General features: G+C 68.5%; 18 protein-coding genes and 2 tRNA genes. 12 read left to right on the top strand and 8 right to left on the bottom strand.

Going from position 1 to position 18,586, the window contains the following annotated elements; genetic code table 11:
• Positions 1 to 23: 23 nt before the first annotated feature.
• The 4 genes from NQK81_RS12870 (at position 24) to NQK81_RS12855 (ending at position 4,234) form a co-directional block, all read left to right on the top strand.
• A complete protein-coding gene (locus NQK81_RS12870) occupies positions 24 to 260 on the top strand; it encodes a hypothetical protein (protein ID WP_257488357.1) in 237 nt (78 codons plus the stop codon).
• Positions 257 to 898, top strand: a complete 642-nt coding sequence (locus NQK81_RS12865; protein ID WP_257488356.1) for a hypothetical protein — start codon at positions 257 to 259, stop codon at positions 896 to 898. Before NQK81_RS12870 ends, NQK81_RS12865 begins: the two co-directional genes overlap by 4 nt.
• Before the next feature lie 95 nt (positions 899 to 993).
• The gene (locus NQK81_RS12860) at positions 994 to 1,980 is read left to right on the top strand and encodes a DNA cytosine methyltransferase (RefSeq protein WP_257488355.1); all 987 of its coding nucleotides are present in this window, start codon (positions 994 to 996) and stop codon (positions 1,978 to 1,980) included.
• Between the two features lie 256 nt (positions 1,981 to 2,236).
• A complete protein-coding gene (locus NQK81_RS12855; protein WP_257488354.1) occupies positions 2,237 to 4,234 on the top strand; it encodes a hypothetical protein in 1,998 nt (665 codons plus the stop codon).
• Positions 4,235 to 4,309: 75 nt separating this feature from the next.
• Here the strand turns inward: NQK81_RS12855 and NQK81_RS12850 are convergent, their stop codons facing one another.
• On the bottom strand, positions 4,310 to 4,459 hold the full coding sequence (locus NQK81_RS12850; RefSeq protein ID WP_257488353.1) for a hypothetical protein: 150 nt from the start codon (positions 4,457 to 4,459) through the stop codon (positions 4,310 to 4,312).
• A 95-nt stretch (positions 4,460 to 4,554) separates the two neighbouring features.
• Here NQK81_RS12850 and NQK81_RS12845 point away from each other — a divergent pair, with 95 nt between their 5' ends.
• Positions 4,555 to 4,818 carry a hypothetical protein gene (locus tag NQK81_RS12845; protein WP_257488352.1) on the top strand — a complete coding sequence of 88 codons (264 nt, stop codon included), beginning with the start codon at positions 4,555 to 4,557 and terminating at the stop codon, positions 4,816 to 4,818.
• On the opposite strand, the gene NQK81_RS12840 is transcribed toward NQK81_RS12845, so the two are convergent.
• On the bottom strand, positions 4,819 to 4,992 hold the full coding sequence (locus NQK81_RS12840) for an eL34 family ribosomal protein (protein WP_257488351.1): 174 nt from the start codon (positions 4,990 to 4,992) through the stop codon (positions 4,819 to 4,821). It lies immediately after the preceding gene.
• Between the two features lie 110 nt (positions 4,993 to 5,102).
• Entirely contained in the window at positions 5,103 to 5,399 is a 297-nt protein-coding gene (locus NQK81_RS12835; RefSeq protein WP_257488350.1) for a hypothetical protein, read from the bottom strand.
• Between the two features lie 110 nt (positions 5,400 to 5,509).
• On the opposite strand from NQK81_RS12835, the gene NQK81_RS12830 reads away from it, so the two are divergent.
• The 3 genes from NQK81_RS12830 to NQK81_RS12820 all read left to right on the top strand — a co-directional run bounded on the left by NQK81_RS12830 (position 5,510) and on the right by NQK81_RS12820 (position 8,032).
• Positions 5,510 to 6,058, top strand: a complete 549-nt coding sequence (locus tag NQK81_RS12830; protein ID WP_257488349.1) for a hypothetical protein — start codon at positions 5,510 to 5,512, stop codon at positions 6,056 to 6,058.
• A 316-nt stretch (positions 6,059 to 6,374) separates the two neighbouring features.
• Positions 6,375 to 6,581 carry an excisionase family DNA-binding protein gene (locus NQK81_RS12825; protein WP_257488348.1) on the top strand — a complete coding sequence of 69 codons (207 nt, stop codon included), beginning with the start codon at positions 6,375 to 6,377 and terminating at the stop codon, positions 6,579 to 6,581.
• A gap of 2 nt (positions 6,582 to 6,583) precedes the next feature.
• On the top strand, positions 6,584 to 8,032 hold the full coding sequence (locus NQK81_RS12820; RefSeq protein WP_257488347.1) for a tyrosine-type recombinase/integrase: 1,449 nt from the start codon (positions 6,584 to 6,586) through the stop codon (positions 8,030 to 8,032).
• Between the two features lie 99 nt (positions 8,033 to 8,131).
• Here the strand turns inward: NQK81_RS12820 and NQK81_RS12815 are convergent.
• Positions 8,132 to 8,205 (bottom strand) — tRNA-Pro (locus NQK81_RS12815).
• Positions 8,206 to 8,289: 84 nt separating this feature from the next.
• On the opposite strand from NQK81_RS12815, the gene NQK81_RS12810 reads away from it, so the two are divergent.
• Positions 8,290 to 8,363, top strand: a tRNA-Gly gene (locus NQK81_RS12810).
• Positions 8,364 to 8,581: 218 nt separating this feature from the next.
• Here the strand turns inward: NQK81_RS12810 and NQK81_RS12805 are convergent.
• Positions 8,582 to 13,261, bottom strand: a complete 4,680-nt coding sequence (locus NQK81_RS12805) for a HAMP domain-containing protein (RefSeq protein ID WP_371878864.1) — start codon at positions 13,259 to 13,261, stop codon at positions 8,582 to 8,584.
• 130 nt (positions 13,262 to 13,391) lie between these two features.
• Between NQK81_RS12805 and NQK81_RS12800 the strand changes: the two genes are divergently transcribed.
• Positions 13,392 to 14,969: a SpoIIE family protein phosphatase gene (locus NQK81_RS12800; protein WP_257488345.1), complete on the top strand. Its 1,578-nt coding sequence runs from the start codon at positions 13,392 to 13,394 to the stop codon at positions 14,967 to 14,969.
• Here the strand turns inward: NQK81_RS12800 and NQK81_RS12795 are convergent.
• Positions 14,952 to 15,959, bottom strand: coding sequence for a DNA topoisomerase IB (locus NQK81_RS12795; RefSeq protein WP_257488344.1), 1,008 nt, complete (start codon positions 15,957 to 15,959; stop codon positions 14,952 to 14,954). The genes NQK81_RS12800 and NQK81_RS12795 overlap by 18 nt on opposite strands.
• Before the next feature lie 98 nt (positions 15,960 to 16,057).
• Here NQK81_RS12795 and NQK81_RS12790 point away from each other — a divergent pair, with 98 nt between their 5' ends.
• Together NQK81_RS12790 and NQK81_RS12785 are read left to right on the top strand one after the other, a co-directional pair.
• The gene (locus NQK81_RS12790) at positions 16,058 to 16,600 is read left to right on the top strand and encodes a type 1 glutamine amidotransferase domain-containing protein (RefSeq protein ID WP_257488343.1); all 543 of its coding nucleotides are present in this window, start codon (positions 16,058 to 16,060) and stop codon (positions 16,598 to 16,600) included.
• A gap of 58 nt (positions 16,601 to 16,658) precedes the next feature.
• Positions 16,659 to 16,835, top strand: a complete 177-nt coding sequence (locus tag NQK81_RS12785; RefSeq protein ID WP_192745884.1) for a hypothetical protein — start codon at positions 16,659 to 16,661, stop codon at positions 16,833 to 16,835.
• Here the strand turns inward: NQK81_RS12785 and NQK81_RS12780 are convergent.
• Together NQK81_RS12780 and NQK81_RS12775 are read right to left on the bottom strand one after the other, a co-directional pair.
• The gene (locus tag NQK81_RS12780; protein ID WP_257488342.1) at positions 16,828 to 17,217 is read right to left on the bottom strand and encodes a hypothetical protein; all 390 of its coding nucleotides are present in this window, start codon (positions 17,215 to 17,217) and stop codon (positions 16,828 to 16,830) included. The genes NQK81_RS12785 and NQK81_RS12780 overlap by 8 nt on opposite strands.
• A 49-nt stretch (positions 17,218 to 17,266) precedes the next feature.
• Entirely contained in the window at positions 17,267 to 18,586 is a 1,320-nt protein-coding gene (locus NQK81_RS12775) for a serine/threonine-protein kinase (protein ID WP_257488341.1), read from the bottom strand.

Genomic DNA, 18,586 nt, shown 5'->3' with positions numbered 1-18,586 from the left:
GGCCACGAAAGAGAGATCATCCGATGAGGATTCGCGTCGAGGGCACCGAAACCGAGATCGCCGCCGCAGTCGAACGCATCGCCACCGTGCTGGAGATCCAAGAGGCCAGCCGGTTCTACGCCAACCGCGGGGCCACCACGTTGGGCCGCGTGTACCTGACCGTCGCCACCCCGCCGGCCACCCCCGCCGTCCGGGCCGATGCCGAACGCACCGACCAGCAGCGTCAGCTGCCGGGCACGAGCCGGAAGGATCTCCGATGAGTACGTCCGCCTACCGCGAGGCCGCCTACGCCCCCGGAGTCTGGGCTCACCAGCTTGACTCCACCTCACCGTCCGTGCCGGTCGCCGTCATCGCGGACGAGATCACGGCGTTGACCTGTCGCACCGGCGTGCCGATGACCGCCTACGTGCGCACCACCGGCACCGCCGCGTGGCAGATCGTGCTGGTCCGCGACCCCAGCGTCACCCACGGAACCCCTGAACCACGCGAATGCGAACGCGCCGCGAAGAACCTCGCCGCCACCGGCCGGTGGCAGAGCAGAGGGCAGCTGGCCCGCGCGTCGGCCCTGGTCGCGATCGGACTCCGTGAGGGCTACGCCCCAGGCAACCAGCTCCACACCCTGGCCGAGTTCGAAACCCTGCACTTCCGCCACCTTCCCGTGTGGGTCGGCGGACCGGCTGAACTCATCTCCGCCCGCCCGCTGCCCGACGGCGGCGCGCGCACCTACCGCGAACCTGGCGTGCTGACCTTCACCGACCCGGAGAACCTGCCCGCGTTCGCCGCGATCGCCCACGACCTCGGCCAGCACCGGTTCGTCGTCCACGACTGGCTCGCCGGATGGACCGTCGCCTACAGCCGCACCGGCCAAGGCGCCTACCTCGACGCCGGCGAGGCATGACGGATGACACGCCAGGTGTACCCATCGACTGGAAACAGGATTCCGATGATCCATGATGGGCCGACGACACAGCGACAGCATGAGGGGACGCGCCGATGACCTCGACCGCGAGCGGGTTGGTGGTCGAAGGGTTCGCCGGCCCTGGAGGCTGGTCGGAAGGGCTGCGCCTGGCAGGCTTCCGCGGCGACTCTCTCGGGATCGAGCTGGATCCCGACGCCGCCGAAACCGCCACGGCAGCAGGTCACCGCCGGCTGATCGCCGATGTCGCCGCAGTGGATCTCGACCAGTTCGACGATGTCGACGGTGTCGTCCAGTCGCCGCCGTGCCCGCCGTGGTCCGCATCCGGAACGGGGCGTGGTCGGATCGATCAGGTCGAGGTCGCGGACAGGATGGCGGCCTTCGCGCAGGGCCGTGTTCCGGACAAGGTGGCGTGGGCGGACCCGCGGTCGCCGTTGACCGCCGAACCGCTCCGCTATGTCGCCAGGCTTCGTCCGCGGTGGGTGGCGCTGGAGCAGGTTCCCGCGGTCCTTCCGCTGTGGCAGCACGCCGCCGCGCTGCTGCGCGAACTCGGCTACCGCACATGGACCGGAGTCGTGGCCGCCGAACAGTACGGGGTCGCGCAGACTCGCCGGCGGGCGGTGCTGACCGCCCGCCTCGACGAGGGCGCGCTCGCACCCGGACCGCACAGCGTGAAGCCGGTGTCGATGGCCGACGTACTCGGCTGGGACGGCGCGGTGCTGGTCTCGAACTACGGCACCGGCGGCGACCCGAAACGCCGCGGCCGTCGACCGATGACCGGACCCGCTTTCACCATGACCGGCCGATGTGGACGGAACAAATGGGAATGGCCAGACGGGACCCGTCGGAACATGACGGTGGCCGAAGCCGGGCTACTGCAAGGCTTCCGCGCAGACTACCCATGGTCCGGCGGCTCGACCTCCCGGCAACTCCAGGTCGGCAACGCCGTCCCGCCGCCCTTGGCCGCCGCCGTTCTGAAGCCCCTGCTGCTCGCCGGCTCGAAGCCCTCCGAGACCTTCCCGGCAAACCCTGTGATGGGGGTCTCAGCGGCGGTGCTAAGCTGATCGACGACCGACCTGCTCGGGCTGTTGACGAACGGGAACCTGAAGGTCGACGTACGACTCGGAGTTCACGGAGTTTCCGCTCCACGGATTGCCGTCCTCGTGCCCGGCTGGTTCTCCTCTTCGCGGACAGACCTCGTGGTAGCTCAGTCGCCAGATAGGACCCACGCCACGCGTTGGAAGGGCCGCTGGGACGAGTCCTCTTCGGATCCGCCCACTGTCTGGGTGCCGTATCCAATCCAAAAAAGAGGACGTAATCATGGCTGACAGCCCCACCACGACGTACAACATCGGCGGCGAGGACATGCCGTTCCCCGACCTTGCCGACGGCCGGGCGATCAAGAACTCCGCCACCCGGTTCGAGAACGCATGGGGACTCCCCAACAAAGCCGCGTTCTGCCTGGCGACGGCGATGGTCGATCCGGCCCTGGACCGCAACCAGGTCGACGTGAAGCAGCCCTTCGGGCATCTCCAGGCGATCCAGACGCCGGACGGCAAGTTCCTGCTGGCGCACCGCACCACCGTGTGGACCCCGACGATCTCCGGTGACGGTGGCAACGGCCGGAGCCGCTACGAGATCCAGACCTACAACGGCGGCACGTATCGCCCCTGGCCGATCGGTCGGCACCACAAGCCCGCGATCATCGACTACCACCCCGCGTCGCTGAGCGACATGCTCGAAGCCGTCAAGCTCAGCGCGGCGACCATCCGGTCCCAGGACCTGATCACGCAGATCCGACGCAGCCCCCGCGGTGTGTGGAACCCGCCCGTCGTGGTCATCGCGCGGGCGTACGTGACCAACGACGACGGCTCCGTCGAGGAACGTTGGTTCCTTCACACGATCGACGGCAGCACCCGCGCCGAGGCGTGCCACGAGCTGACCGACACCGCCCCGGAGGCTCCGCTGCTCGGCAGCCTCGCCCCGCTCAACCACCTTCGGGACTCCTACGAGCGGATCACGAAGCGCTTCCACAGCGCCCCGATGGCGCGGAACACGCTCCACGCAGCCCGCGCCGCGACGATGCCGGCCCTCGTGGTCGTCGCGGTCGTGGAAGGCGACATGGTCACGCCGATCAAGCACGGGTTCCCGACCGTCATCAACGACTACGTCGAGTCCGTCCACGTGCAGCCCCGGCCCTTCACCGACGTCGCGCAGGCCAACGTCATCGGTGAACGGTTCGTGCTCAACCTCCGGGACGACGACCGCCTGGACGCCGACATGGCCGACTCGATCCTCGGGCGCACGCCCGAGATCGAAGGGAAGCCGTCCGTCCGCGCCGCGACCCTCGTGCACGCCGTCTGCGACGCCGACAACGAGCAGGTGGTTCGGGACTTCGTGATCACCGACGTGGGTAAGTACCTCACGAAGGTCAAGCGCGCCAAGCTCATCGGGCCTCTCGTCGTGCGGCAGTTCGACGAGGTCGCCCCGTCGGCCGAGCGTGCGCTGATGCGCGCTTTCACGCCGGAACTGCTGATCCAGACGGAGTGGGACATCAGCGGCGCGAAGAGCGCAGTCCTGCGCAGGAAGGGCATCGCCGAGGTCAACGCCGGCCGTTTCGACAGTCCGGTGCTCGCCGAGCTGATGGCCCGCGGTGGCCCGGCCCTCTGCGCCGCCGGTCTCCTCCTCGGCGACCAGGAGTCCACGGTCAGGGCCATCAGCTCGCTTCGCGGTAGCGTCGAGAAGGTCATCGAGGGACTCGCCAAGACCGTCGGTGGGGTCAACGTGCTCGCCGACGCGGTCGCCTGGGCCGATGGGGAGCAGACCTACCGGCCCAGGGTGTTCGACGTCGAGGGCGGGCTGAAGAAGAACGCCGATGGTGACGTGGTGCACTACACCGCCGTCTGGCACGACGGCAACATGGGCATCCGTGCGCTCGCCTTCACCGGCGGGAAGATCCAGTCGTCCTCGGACACTGCCGATGGCGAGGAGGAGACCCCGAGGAGCCCCGACGAGGCGTACCTCGCGAAGGAGCTGAAGCTGATCGAGGAACTCGGGCTGTCCACGACGCTCTTGCGGGACATGTTCGCCCTCAAGGACGAGCAGGGCCGCCCGGTCATGGCGCGGCTCGGTATGCGCAACGCCGAGGTCTACGAGACCTTCCCGAAGCAGCTGACCAAGCTCTACAACAAGTACGGCAAGGACGACGACCCCTTCGCGACCTTCCCCGAGGACGAGCTGCCGCTCGACGAGGATCCTGACGAGGACCAGGACGACGAGGACGAAGAGGAGTACGACCTCGACGAGGAGAACGTGTGATCCGGCACTGAGCGCGTCACTCGGGTTACGGTGTCCGCTGGGCAGAGTTCGAAGCTCGGCCCGGCGGACACGTGATCACTCGGAGAAATGCTCCACGATCAGGCTGACCAGCGGGATGACCGTGATCAGCAGCTTGATGTAGTGCAGGTGAAGCTGTTCGACCGTGCGCCGGCCAGGGCCGTTACCCCTGGTCCGGCGCTTCTTTCTTTTTCGTTGTTCGGGCAAGGACGCTTCTCCACGAGGAGACGCCTTCGCTCGGAAGGCGTGGGGGCGTCCCGGCGTAACCGGCTCACGTCGGGACAGGGGCTCGCTATCGGCTTGTGGCCAGCACTATCGCCAAGAACCAGGCATTGAAGGCGGGACTGAAGGACGCGCACGCGCCGGAATCGCCGCATCTGGGCGTGGCCTACGTGCGGGAAGACCACCCGAACCGGCCGCCGGAGGTGCCTTTGCAACCGGTCGAGCCGGTGCCGTGGCTGCTGGACGCGTTCCAGGTCGTCCACCTGGTCCAGGACGTCGAGGCCGGTTTCTACAGGTGGACAGTGGTCGACGAGATCTCCGTCGACAGCGCGCCGGCGAGCTGACTAGCCCTTCGCGGGCACGACCGTCGCGGCCTGCGTGGTGTGCTCGGTCCAGTAGTCGGCGGCGGCCTTCTTCATTTTGGCCAGGCAATCGGGACACAAGACTCCGCCCGGTCCCGACGGCTTTTTCCCGCACTTGAAGCAGGTCACGGTGGTCGAGTCGTTGTCGTCAGTCATGCCCGGATCGTAGGTCGGGCTACCGACAACCTCGACCCAGCGACCCACGCCCCGAGATCAGCACCACACGCCGCCCTTCGGCCCGCGAGCCAGCCGTCGGGACAAGAAGGTCAGGTGTCCCGAGGCCGGAGAGCCTCCGCGATGACCCACTGCTGGTGCCGTGTACCGCCCTGGTCAAGGTCGCCGATCGTGAAGACCACCCAGCCAACCCAATGCCCCGTCGTGGTCGCCCGCCACATGCCGAGAATCCCCGGGACCGTGGTCGTGAGGTCGAGGCCGTCCGTGACGACCGGCTCGCACTCGCCGACCTGGTAGACCCTGCTCAAGTCCACCCACACGGGACGGCCCGGTCGCACCATGTGCAGGTACCGAGGCCCCGGCGGCGCGGTGTCTCCAGTATCGAGCATGTGTTCGATTATGCATCGAACGCCGCAGGTCGCAGCCTCAAGGTGCTACCGGCCGCAGTGAACAGCGCGGAAGGCCCCACACGGTGCTTCTTCGAGCGTAGTCTCCTCTCGTGGAAGAGTTCCCGGATCCGGCTGGTCCGCCTTACCGCTATGAGTACCCTCTACCCGAACAGGCCAAGGCCGAGCATCGGCGGGCCGAGCAGCACTTCGGGCGGAAGCTCGACTTCTGGAGGAGCGTTCAGACGGCTCCTGCCCAGATATGTGTGTTACTCGCCGGAGTGTGGGCGGCCACTGAGGACGATTACCTGTCGGGGTCGGCGTTGGTCATCTTGCTTGTCGTCTGCGGCGTGCTGCAGCTTGCCCTGGGATACCGGGTCATGGTGTTGTCCAGCGCGAAGGACAAGCACTCGAATCTGCTGAAGGCCTACGGTGTTCTGGCCCCTGGCACCGAAAGAGCGGTGCTGGCCGCGGAGTCCAAGGACTTCGACAGGATGCACGAGGTCCTCGGCAAACCGCTTTCCCCCGAAGACGCACCACCTCAGCCGACACCGCGAAAACCTGACCAGACTCTCTACAGCGAGACGCCCGTGCACGGGAATCCGTACGGCGGGGTGATCCGGCTCAGCTCGCCTCGGCCGCGCCGTGAACTCGATCAATAAAGAGCGGCATCTGCGCCATCGGCTCAACCGAACCGCGACTCGACAAGCCCGGTCACATTTTCGACGCTGCTCCACGGCACCCTCCAACTCCACGCCAGCAGACAACAGGGGCTGTGAACATGGCATCAACATCGTCGTGCGGTCGCGGCAAGTCTCTTCCTGCCTGCGTCACCTGCAAATTGTGAAACAGGAGAGAATGCTGCGAAATAAGCGATAAATTGAACTGAATATTCCTCCGCTAAATCCAGGTGATTTGAAGTACGGTTGGTTTCATAGGGACCATGGCCACCGTGAACAGGTCACGAAAGGGAGGAAAGTGAGCTCACCTGAAAACGCGAAAGTGCCTCGGGAAATGCTGACCGTCGAGCAGGCGGCCGACCGACTCTCCGTCAGTCGTACAACCATGTTCGCGCTGCTCAGGAACGAAGTCGTACCAAGCGTGCTCGTCGGGCGTTACCGACGTATCCCGGCTGCCGAGTTGGCCACCTACGTCGAGAGCCTTTCTGCTCCGGAAGGTGACTGATCATGCCGCGCAAGAAGCGACTGGAGGGCACACGTGCACCCAATGGTGCCAGCAGCATCTACCTGGGAAAGGATGGAAAATGGCATGGTCGCGTCACCATGGGTGTGCTCGATAACGGAAAGCCGGACCGGCGACACGTCGAGCGGGCGACTGAGGCTGAGGTAGTCAGCAAGGTCCGCGAACTGGAGCGCCTACGCGACAGCGGCAAGGCGCCCAAAGCGGGGTCGCAGACCTGGACAGTCGAAAAGTGGCTGACCCATTGGGTCGAGACGATCGCGGCGCCATCCGTTCGCGAGAACACGCTGGCTGGCTATCGGACAGCGGTCTACAAACACCTCATTCCCGGGCTCGGTGCACATCGGCTCCGCAAGCTGGAGCCTGAACACCTCGAAAAGCTGTACGTGAAGTTGGCCGACCGCGGCGCGAAGCCCGGAACGGTGCACCAGGTGCACCGCACAGCGAAGACGGCGTTCAATGTCGCCCTGGAGCGCGGTCGGCTGGACACGAATCCGGCGAAGCTGGCGAAGTCGCCCCGCCTCGACGAGGACGAGATCGTCCCGCTGACCGCGGTTGAGGCGAAGCGGGTCCTGGCCGCAGCCCGCGGCCGGCGTAATGGAGCGCGGTTCGTGATCGCCCTCGCGCTCGGCCTTCGCCGGGGCGAGGCGCTCGGCCTGAAGTGGTCACGGATCGACCTTGACGCCGGTCTGCTGCGGACACCCCGCCAGCTTCAACGGCACAAGTGGAAGCACGGATGCGATGATCCTCACCGATGCGGCGAACGGCTCCATAAGGTCAAGCCCTGCCCCGACGCGTGCACCAGACACGCGAAGTGTCCGCCGGCGTGTCCGGAAGACTGCGCGCGGCACGCGAGTTCGTGTCCGAAGCGTCACGGCGGAGGTCTCCGCGAAGTCGACGTGAAATCGAAGGCCGGACGCCGCACGGTCGGCATCCCCAAACCGCTCCTGGAGCTGCTGCGCGCGCATAGGGCCGCACAGGACGAGGAGCGGGAGTTCGCCGGCACCGAGTGGCAGGAGGGCGGCTGGGTGTTCGCTCAGCCGACCGGCCGCCCGCTCGATCCTCGCGCCGACCACGACGAGTGGAAGGCATTGCTGGCCGAGGCGGAGGTGCGCGATGCCCGGCTGCACGACGCGCGGCATACCGCAGCCACCATGCTGCTAGTCCTCAAAGTCCCGCTGCCCGCGATCATGGAGATCATGGGCTGGGGAGACGCAGCAGTGGCAAAACGCTACGTGCACGTGCCTGACGAGGTCGTCTCCGAGATCGCCGGACAAGTTGGGGACTTCCTGTGGGGCGACACGGCAAGGCCGCAGAGCTCGCCACCGTCCACCGACGCTTCACTAATCAATCAGCTTCAGCGCCTGCTCGACGCCGCCAAGGCGTCAGATACCCCCGACGACGAGGATCCGCCCCCGCTTCGAGTGGTGAGCTGAACGCGTATAACGCCTTGTACTGAGACGGAAACTGAGACGGCGGGGTTGGCTCATTTGAGCTGGTCCCGCCGTTTTCGCTGGTGACTGTGTCGACCGAAGTCGGGATGACAGGATTTGAACCTGCGACCCTCCGCTCCCAAAGCGGATGCGCTACCAAGCTGCGCCACATCCCGTGACTTCCCCGATCTCCCGGGGGGTGTGCGCACAGCCTAGCGGGTCACGCTAAGCTGTTTTCGCACCCGGTACTCCGGGGGCACGCGGGTGTAGCTCAATGGTAGAGCCCTAGTCTTCCAAACTAGCTACGCGGGTTCGATTCCCGTCACCCGCTCCACAGCTCCACATTCGAACCCGCAGGCCCCTGGCCTGCGGGTTCTTTCGCGTCCGGGGGAAGCATCGGCGGGCTCGCGTGTCCGGACGGACGACACGCGTGTCGTCCGCAGCATCACGCGTGTCGTCCGATCGGTCACGTGAGGCATCGGTCCAGGTGGTCGTGAGTGGCGTTTCGGGTTCTAACCCGAAACGCCACCACGACCAACTCAGCCCAACGCCTCAATCCGACTCGGCGGGGGCCACGGCCTGCGAGAGGCCGCTGGACGCGGCATCCGCCTCCAGGTGCGCGGCGATCAGGTCCAGCAGCTTGTCCGTGTCGACGGGCTTGGTCACGTAGTCGTCCGCGCCCGAAGCGAGCGTTCGCGCCTTGTCCTCCGCGGTCGCCTTCGCCGTGACGGCGATCACGGGCAGGTCTTCGTGCGCGGCCTCCGCGCGGATGGCGGTGATCGTGGCGTTGCCGTCCAGTTCCGGCATCATCACGTCCATCAGGACGAGCGCGGTGTCCTCGTGCCGTTCCAGCGCCCGGATGCCGGCGACGCCGGTCTCGGCGTAGATGACCTCCAGGCCGTTGCGTTCCAGCACGGCGGCCAGCGCGAAGACGTTCCGGAGGTCGTCGTCGACGATCAGGATCTTCTCACCGTGGAACCGCTGTGCCGGCGCGGAGGGGGCCACCTGCGGCACCGCCATGATCAGCGGGACCCCGCCGGCCGCGGCGGTGGTCGGGACGACCAGGTTCGACGCGCTCACCGGCAGGTACAGGGTGAACGTGCTGCCCTTGCCGGGTTCGCTGCGGACGCGCAGTTCGCCGCCGAGCAGTTCCGTGAGCTGCTGGCTGATCGACAGGCCCAGCCCGGTGCCGCCGTACTTGCGGCTGGTGGTTCCGTCGGCTTGGCGGAACGCGTCGAAGATGATCGCGAGCTTGTCCGGCGCGATGCCGATCCCGGTGTCCTCGACGGCGAACGCGAGCACGCCGGGGGCGTTGCGGAGCGAGTCGGCTTCGACCTCGCCCGGATCGGCCATCCGGATGTGCAGGCGCACGCCGCCCTCGTCGGTGAACTTCGCCGCGTTGGACAGCAGGTTCCGCAGCACCTGCTGTACGCGGTGTTCGTCGGTGTGGATCGACGAAGGCACCGGCGGGTCGATCAGGACGGCGAACTCCAGGCCCTTGTCCGAGGTGAGCGGACGGCAGATCGATTCGACGTACTCGACCAGTTCGGGCAGCGTGACGTCGGACATCTGCAGGTCCAGGTGACCGGCCTCGACCTTGGCCATGTCGAGGATGTCGTTGATCAGCTGCTGCAGGTCGCTGCCCGCCGAGTAGATCGTCCGCGCGAACTGGACCTGTTTCTCCGACAGGTTCCCGTCCGGGTTCTCCGAGAGCAGTTTCGCGAGGATCAGCGCGCTGTTGAGCGGGGTCCGCAGCTCGTGCGACATGTTCGCCATGAACTCGGACTTGTACTGCGACGCCATGGTCAGCTGCCCGGCACGCTCTTCGAGCTCCTGCCGCGCCTGTTCGATCTCGCTGTTCTTGACCTCGATGTCGCGGTTCTGCTGCGCGAGCAGTGCCGCCTTCTCCGCGAGATCCGTGTTGGACCGGCGCAGTTCCCGTTGCTGTGCCTGCAACTGCTCCGACCGGGCGCGCAGTTCCTGTGCCAGGCGCTGGGATTCGGTCAGCAGTGCCTCGGTGCGGGAGTTCGACTGGATGGTGCTGACGTTGACCGCGATGGTCTCCTTCAGCTGCTCCAGCAGGTCGATGTGGACGGTGCTGAAGGCGTTGATGGTCGCCAGTTCCAGCACGCCGAGCACCTCGCCCTGGAACAGGACCGGCAGCACGATCACGTTCACCGGAGCGGCCGAACCCAGCCCGGACGAGATGAGCGCGTACTCCGGCGGGGCTTCGTGGACCAGTATCGTGCGGCGGTCGACGGCGGCCTGTCCGATGAGCGATTCGCCGGGGGAGAACCGCAGCCCGGTCTGGGATTTCGCCAGCCCGTAGGTCGCGATGCTCTCCAGGACCACCTCTTCCTGTTCGTCTTCACGGGCGAGGAAGAACGCGCCCTGCTGCGCGGACACGAGCGGGGTCAGCTCGGACAGGATCAGCGACGCCACCGAAGCGAGGTCCCGGTGACCCTGCATCAGCGCGGACAGCCGCGCGAGGTTGGTCTTGAGCCAGTCCTGCTCACGGTTCGCGCGGGTGGTCTCCTTCAGGTTCGCGATCATCTGGTTGATGTTGTCCTTGAGCTCGGCCACCTCCCCGGACGCGTCGACGGTGATGTGCCGGGTGAGATCGCCGGCGGTCACCGCGGTCGCCACCTGCGCGATCGCCCGCACCTGGGTGGTCAGGTTCCCGGCCAGCTGGTTCACGCTTTCGGTCAGCCGCGACCACGTGCCCGCGACACCGGGCACCTCCGCCTGGCCGCCGAGCGTGCCGTCCGTGCCGACCTCGCGGGCGACACGGGTGACTTCGGAGGCGAAGGCCGAGAGCTGGTCGACCATCGTGTTGATGGTGGTCTTGAGTTCGAGGATCTCGCCGCGCGCGTCGATGTCGATCTTCTTCGACAGATCGCCCTGCGCCACCGCGGTGGTCACCGTCGCGATGCTGCGGACCTGGCCGGTCAGGTTGTCGGCCATGACGTTCACGTTGTCCGTCAACGCCTTCCACGTGCCCGCCACGTTCGGCACGCGGGCCTGGCCGCCGAGGATGCCTTCCGTACCCACCTCGCGGGCGACCCGGGTGACCTCGTCGGCGAACGCGCGCAGCGTCTCGACCATGCTGTTGATCGTCTCGGCGAGGACCGCGACCTCGCCCTGCGCGTCGATCGAGATCTTCTTCGACAGGTCGCCGTTCGCCACCGCCGTCGTCACCGTCGCGATGCTGCGCACCTGGTCGGTGAGGTTGGTGGCCATGACGTTGACGTTGTCCGTGAGGTCCTTCCAGGTCCCGGCGACGCCGCGCACCTGCGCCTGGCCGCCGAGCTTGCCCTCGGTGCCGACCTCGCGGGACACCCGCGTGACTTCGTCGGCGAAGGCCGACAGCTGGTCGACCATGATGTTGACGGTGTTCTTGAGCTCCAGGATCTCGCCGCGCGCGTCGACGATGATCTTCTGCGTCAGGTCGCCCTTCGCCACCGCCGTGGTCACCTGGGCGATGTTCCGGACCTGGTCGGTCAGGTTCTTCGCCATGAAGTTGACGTTGTCGGTGAGGTCCTTCCAGGTCCCGGCGACGCCGGGCACCTGCGCCTGGCCGCCGAGCCGCCCGTCGCTGCCGACCTCACGGGCGACGCGGGTGACCTCGTCCGCGAACGCCGACAGCTGATCCACCATGGTGTTCAGCGTGTTCTTGAGTTCGAGGATCTCGCCCTTGGCGTCGACGGCGATCTTCTGCGAGAGATCGCCCTTCGCCACCGCCGTCGCCACCTGGGCGATGTTCCGGACCTGCGCGGTGAGGTTGTTCGCCATGAAGTTGACCGACCCGGTGAGGTCGCGCCACGTCCCGGCGACCCCCGGTACCTGCGCCTGGCCGCCGAGCTGACCTTCCGTGCCGACCTCGCGCGCCACCCGCGTGACCTCGTCGGCGAACGACGAGAGCTGGTCGACCATCGTGTTGACGGTCGTCTTGAGCTCCAGGATCTCGCCGCGCGCGTCGACCGTGATCTTCTGCGTCAGGTCGCCCTTCGCCACCGCGGTGGTGACCTGGGCGATGTTGCGGACCTGGTCGGTCAGGTTGTCGGCCATCTGGTTCACCGAATCGGTGAGCCCGCGCCAGGTGCCCGCGACGCCCGGCACGGTCGCCTGGCCGCCCAGACGGCCTTCGCTGCCGACCTCACGCGCCACCCGCGTGACCTCGTCCGCAAACGAGGACAGCTGATCCACCATGGTGTTCAGCGTGTTCTTGAGCTCGAGGATCTCGCCCTTGGCGTCGACGTTGATCTTCTGCGAGAGATCGCCCTGGGCGACCGCGGTCGCCACCTGGGCGATGTTGCGGACCTGGTCGGTCAGGTTGTCCGCCATCAGGTTCACCGAGTCGGTGAGGTCGCGCCACGTGCCCGCGGCGCCGGGGACCTGCGCCTGGCCGCCGAGCCGGCCTTCGCTACCCACCTCGCGGGAAACCCGGGTCACTTCGTCGGCGAACGACGAGAGCTGGTCGACCATGATGTTGACGGTGTTCTTGAGCTCCAGGATCTCGCCGCGCGCGTCGACGTTGATCTTCTGGGTCAGATCGCCCCGCGCCACCGCGGTGGTCACCTGGGCGATGTTGCGCACCTGGTCGGTCAAGTTGCTGGCCATGACGTTGACGTTGTCGGTGAGATCACGCCAGGTGCCCGCCACGCCCGGGACCTCGGCCTGGCCGCCGAGCCGTCCTTCGGTGGCGATCTCGCGGGCCACTCTGGTGACCTCGGTCGCGAACCGCGAAAGCTGTTTGATCAGGCCGTTGACCGTCTTCGCGACTTCGGCGAACTGACCCTGCAGCGGCCGCCCGCCGACTTCTAGGGGCATCGGCTCGGACAGATCGCCCTCGGCGACCGCCCCGAGGACGCGGTTGAGCTCGGCCGTGGGCCTGCTCACGTCCTCGATCAGGCCGTTCACGACGTCGACCGCGGTGGCCCAGCCGCCAGGGCCGATCTCGGCCGCCACCCGCTCGGTCAGCCTGCCTTCCTTGCCGACCGCTTCGCGGACGCGCAGGAGTTCGGTCACCAGTCGCTGGTTCCGCTCGGCGATGTCGTTGAAGGCGCCCGCGAGCTGGGCCGCGAGCCCGTCGCCGTGCGCCACGAGCCGCCGGCGGAAGTTGCCGTCCCCGAGGTCACGAGCCGCCGCGAGCAGGCGTTCCAGGGTCGCTTCGTCCACCTGGCCGCCACCACCTTCCACGGGGATCCGGTCCCTTTGGGAGTGCTGTGTCATCTGTGTCGACCCTCTCCACCACGCATGCCAAGCCATGGTCGTCGCATCAGCGTGCCATGATTCGACCTACACTTCGAGCCAGTCCGCCCGCTCACACTGCGCTACCCGCAAGGCAGGAGGAGGTCCGGGAATGGTGTCACGGCCCGCCCCGGCCTCGACGTCGCTCCCCTCGGAGTCGTCGCCCCCGGCGAGCGAGGGAGCCCTGCCCGAATCCGGGCGGTTCTGGCGTGAGCTGCTCGAAGACGTCCGTGACGCGGTGCTCGTGCAGGACGTCGGCGGCGCGTTGCGCTGGTCGAATCCCGCCGCCCGCGAGCTGTTCGGCGGCGGACGCCCGGTGCTCACCGCGGAAGGCCCCGACGTCGGGCATGTCGAGCACACCGGCCGCCGGTTCCCCGCGCGGATCCGGACGTTGCCCGGCGGCTGGCACGCGTGGACGGTGACCTCCGCGGTCGCGGCCGACGGCCCGCGCGTGGACGGTTTCCTCGCCGCTTCGGCGCCCCGGCTCGCCTCCGCGCGGGGCAGGCACGGGACGGCGAAGGTGATCGCCGAGGTCGCCGCGGCCGAACTCGCGGACTGTGTCTTCGTGCTGCTGCCGACCACTCGCGGCCGGTGGGAGTGGTGGAGCTGCGATCACCGCACCACCCACGGGCACGGCCGGATCAGGCGCGTCCCCGCCCAGCTGGCGCCGGTGCTCGCCGGCACCTTCGCCTCCACGGACGAACTCGAAGCCAAGGCGGTCCCGGAGGAGGAGATCGCGGCCCTGCCCGCGATCGTCGCGGAACGGCTCGCCGTCCATTCGTCGGTGACCGTGGTCTCGCTGGGCTTCGACGGCGGCTCCGGGGTCACCGGCGCGGTGGTGCTCGGCAGGCGCGGCGCGCCCGCGTTCGGCGAGGACCACCCGCGAGCGGTGACCGAGTTCGCCCGCGCCGCCGGGACGGCACTGGCGAACGCGCACCGCTACGCCCGCCAGGAAGAGGCCACCCGCGGCCTGGAGACCACGCTGCGCCCGACGCCGCCCCCGGACGTCCACGGCGCCAAGTTCGACGTCTGGTACGAGCCGTCGGGCGGACTGCTCGACGTCGGCGGCGACTTCTACGACGTCCTGCCGCGTGAAGGCGGCGGCGCGATGTTCGTCCTCGGCGACGTCTGCGGCAAGGGGGCCGAGGCGGCCGCGCTCACCGGCCGCGTCCGGCAGACCCTCGCCGCGCTCGACCTCGTCGAGCACGACAACACGACGTTGCTGAGCCTGCTGAACTCCCTGCTCATCACCGGCGGCAGCGGCCGGTTCGCCACGCTGGTGCTCGGTTCGGTGCTGGCCGGCGAAGACGATCTGGGCGTCACCCTGGCCTCCGGCGGGCATCCGGCGCCGCTGGTGGTGCGCCGCCGCGGCGGCGTCGACGAGATCACCCTGCCCGGCACGCTGGTCGGGATCTCCCCGCAGGCCCGGTTCGCCGAGACCGCCATCCGGCTGGCCGAGGGCGACGTCTGCCTGCTCTACACCGACGGGATCACCGAAGCGCGGCATCACGAGCGGCCGTCGGACCTGTTCGGGGACGAACGGCTGCGTGACCTGCTGGCAGGCTGCCAGGGGATGTCCGGCCGCGAGGTCGTCGCCCGGGTTCGTTCCGCGGTGCGGGAATGGCTCGGCAGCGGGACGCACGACGACATCGCCGTCCTCGCCATCGAAGCCTCACGCCCCGTTCAGTAGCCGCACCACCGCCCGCTCCACGATGTCGCGTGCCTCGTCGGGACTGCCGGCCTTCGCGGCTCGCCGTACCGCGCGGGCGACGGTCCGGTCCCGCCGGTACGCCTCGACCACCCGAGGGTCCACATAGGACCGTCGCGCCACGGCGGGTGTGTTGCCGAGCCCCTCGGCGACTTCCGTCATCACGGTCTTCTCGACCCGCTTCAATCCTCGTTCGCTGGAAGGCTTTTCGGTGTCCGCGAAGGCCGAAGCGGCCAGGACGGTGGCGTTCCAGGTGCGCAGATCCTTGGCGGTGAAACCGTCGCCGACGATTTCCCGGAGCCGGTCGTTGATGTCGTCCGCTTTCACCTCGTGCCAGCCGTCACCGTCGCGGTAGGCGAGCAGGCGCACGGCGCCGCCCCGCACCCGCCGCAGGGAGCGGACCAGCCGCACCAGGGACTCGTCCCGCAGCCGGACCTTCCGCTGGATGCCGTGCTTCGCGGGGTAGTCGCACACCAGGCATTCGCCGCGGAGCTCGACGTGCTCGCACAGCAACGTCGCCACCCCGTGGGTGCCGTGCTCGTCGGCGTAGCTCTCGCCACCGGTGCGGAAGACCCCGAGGTCGATCATCCGCAGGGCGCCGGCGAGCACGCGTTCCCGCTTCAGGCCGCGAGAGTCGAGATCCTCCTGGACCGTCTCGCGCAGCTTGGGCAGCTTCCGCGCCAGTGCGAGGACGCGATCGTGTTTCTCCTCGTCCCGGGCCCGTCGCCATTCGGGGTGGTAGAGGTACTGCTTCCGTCCGGCGTCGTCGATCCCGACCGCCTGGATGTGGGCGTTCTCGTGCGGGGAGATCCACACGCGCCGCCACGCGGGCGGTATCGCGAGCGCGTTGATCCGCTCGATCGTCTCCCCGTCCTTCAGCGGCTCGCCGTCCGGGGTCAGATAGCCGAAGCCACGACCTCTGCGCCGCCTCCGGATACCGGGGGACGCCAGGTCCGCTCGCCGAAGTCGCATGCGGGCAGATACCCGCCGCGGCGGGAGTTCATGCCCATGGTTCGGCGGTCGCGGTCCGGGGTAGTCCGAAAGCGACTACGACCTCAGGAGGGAACCCGATGGCGACATCGCTGAACGGACGCCGCGTGGCCATCCTCGCCGCGGACGGCGTGGAACAGGTCGAGCTGGTCGAGCCGCGCAGGGCGGTCACCGACGCCGGGGCGACGGCCGAAGTCGTCTCGCTGGAGCCCGGCGAGATCCAGGCCATGAACGGCGACATCGACAAGGCCGAGAAGTTCACCGTCGACCGGGTCGTCAAGGACGTCACGGTCGCCGACTTCGACGCGCTCGTGCTGCCCGGCGGCACGATGAACCCGGACAACCTGCGCGCGGACGAGGACGCCGTCCGCTTCGTGCGCGACTTCGTGAACAGCGGCAAACCCGTCGGCGTGATCTGCCACGGGCCGTGGACGCTGGTCGAGGCCGACGTCGTCCGCGGCCGCACGCTCACGTCGTATCCCAGCATTCGCACCGACATCCGCAACGCCGGCGGAACCGTCGTCGACCAGGAGGTCGTCACCGACGGCAACCTGACCTCGAGCCGCAATCCGGACGACCTGCCCGCGTTCTGCGCCGAGATCGTCACCCGATTCGCCGGTTAAACGAGTGGCGCGCGTCACAGAACTGGGGGATCGTGGTGGTGGGGAAGGAGGTGCCGCGATGACCGTGCATGCCAGACGCTACGGCCGCTGGTGCCGTGAGCATTTCGAGACCGAGCACGAGCCGGAACGGACGCGGCCCGCGGAGACCACGGCCGCCCCGGAGGTCACCGACGCCCAGGCCGAACAGGCTCAGGCGGGTGACGCCCCGGAGGGGAGACCGGGCTCGCTCAACTGACGGAGCGTCGGTACCAGACCCGCTTCGGGCCGGGGAGGCCGATCCGCGAGACCAGGTCGGTCACCACGCCGCCGATGATCAGCCACAGCAACGCGGCGAGACCGTCGTTGAACAAGGTGCGGAGTTTGAGGCCGTCCGGGGTGAACAGGTTCCGCAGGCCGAGTGAGACGGCGCGCGACCACTGGTCGATCAGCTGCGCGAACCCGTTCCCCGGGTTGGCTTCGCCGAACACCAGCAGGATGTGCACGATCAGCACCAGCGCGGAGATCCAGGACACCGCGTGGACGACGGCGTTGACGACCCGCACGACGCGGATCCTGCCGGGTGTCCGTTCGACGATCTCTTCTTCCTGCGGCTCTCGCGGGTCGTTGATGTAGGTCATCGCCGTCTCCCATCATCGTCCACAGTGGACACCCGTACCGTGCGGTCGCTCAGCCGGGTGGACCGGGCCTGCTGCTCTTCGTCGTCGGCGGGCCGGGCTTGGTCTTGCTCGGCTTGCCCGAGGTGCTCTGCCGGTCGCTTGCGGCGGTCGTGTCCCTCGGCGCGGAGGTGGCCTCGGTGCTCCGGGCGCCTGTCGGATCCGCGCCGGAAGCCGGGACCGCTTCGGTCACCACGACGGTGCCGTTGCTCGCCTTCGGGCCGCGGGTGGGCACCTCGACGGCCTCCGAAACCTGCGGTCCCGGGCCTGCCACCGGTCCCGAAGTGCTGGTCACCGCCGGGGGAAGCATCCCTTCCGGCCGCGCCGGCGCGGGCGTACCCGTCTGGTTGAGGGCCAGCATGACACCGAGGGTGATCGCGGCGGCGGGCGCGCTGACGGCGGCGACCACCGCCGCCCGCTTACGGGTGGCGGGCGCGAGACGGACCACCTTCGTCCCGGTGGAATCCTCCAGCAGGATCCGGGAGATGGCCGCGGCCGTCGGACGCTGCGCCGGTTTCCGCGCGGTCATCCCGCGCAACAAGGTCGTCATGGTCACCGACAGCCCGCCGGGGATCCGCGGCGGCCGGTGCAGCCTGCCGACCGCGGCCTCGACCGGCGTCCCGGTGTACTCCCGCTCGCCGGACAGGCATTCGAGCAGGACGAGGCCGAGGGAATAGATGTCGGCGGGCGGGCCGACGTTCTCGCCGCGGACCTGTTCGGGCGCCATGTACGCCGCCGTGCCGACGACGCCGCCGGTCTCGGTCACCCTGGTCGCGTCGAAGGCGTGCGCCACGCCGAAGTCGCCGATCAGCGGGCCGTCGCCGTCGATCAGGATGTTCGCCGGTTTCAGGTCACGGTGGGTGATGCCGTGCGCGTGGACGTGGGCGAGCGCGTCGGTCAGCCGGGCGGCCAGCTCGACGACCTCGTCCTGGGGAAGCGGGCCGGACCGCAGGCGCTGGGCCAGGTTCGGGCCCTCGACCAGGCGCATCGTGAGATAGGTGTAGCCGTCGTCGGAGCCCGCGTCGTACAGCGGGACGAGGCCGGGGTGACGGACCGCGCTGAGGGTCTGGATCTCCTGCTCCCGGCGGCGCTCGTCCCTGGCCATCGTGTCCGCGTGGAACAGTTTCAGCGCGACTTCGCGTCCTTCGCGCAGGTCCCAGGCGCGGAACACGCGTGCGGTCGCGCCGCGGCCGAGCAGCTCGCGGACCTCGTACCGGCCGGCGAGCCTGCGCGGCAGATGGTCCGGGTCGTGGACGTTCAGGCTGAACCGGCGCTGTGTGGTCCCGGGGTCTTCTTCCTCATCACCACCAGCACGCGCACCCGCGTCGTCCAT

Origin of the sequence: Amycolatopsis roodepoortensis (genome assembly GCF_024628825.1) — a bacterium.
Classification (GTDB): Bacteria; Actinomycetota; Actinomycetes; order Mycobacteriales; family Pseudonocardiaceae; genus Amycolatopsis; species Amycolatopsis roodepoortensis.
Note: the sequence above shows the minus strand (reverse complement) of the source record. Positions and strands in the feature narration are given on the sequence as shown.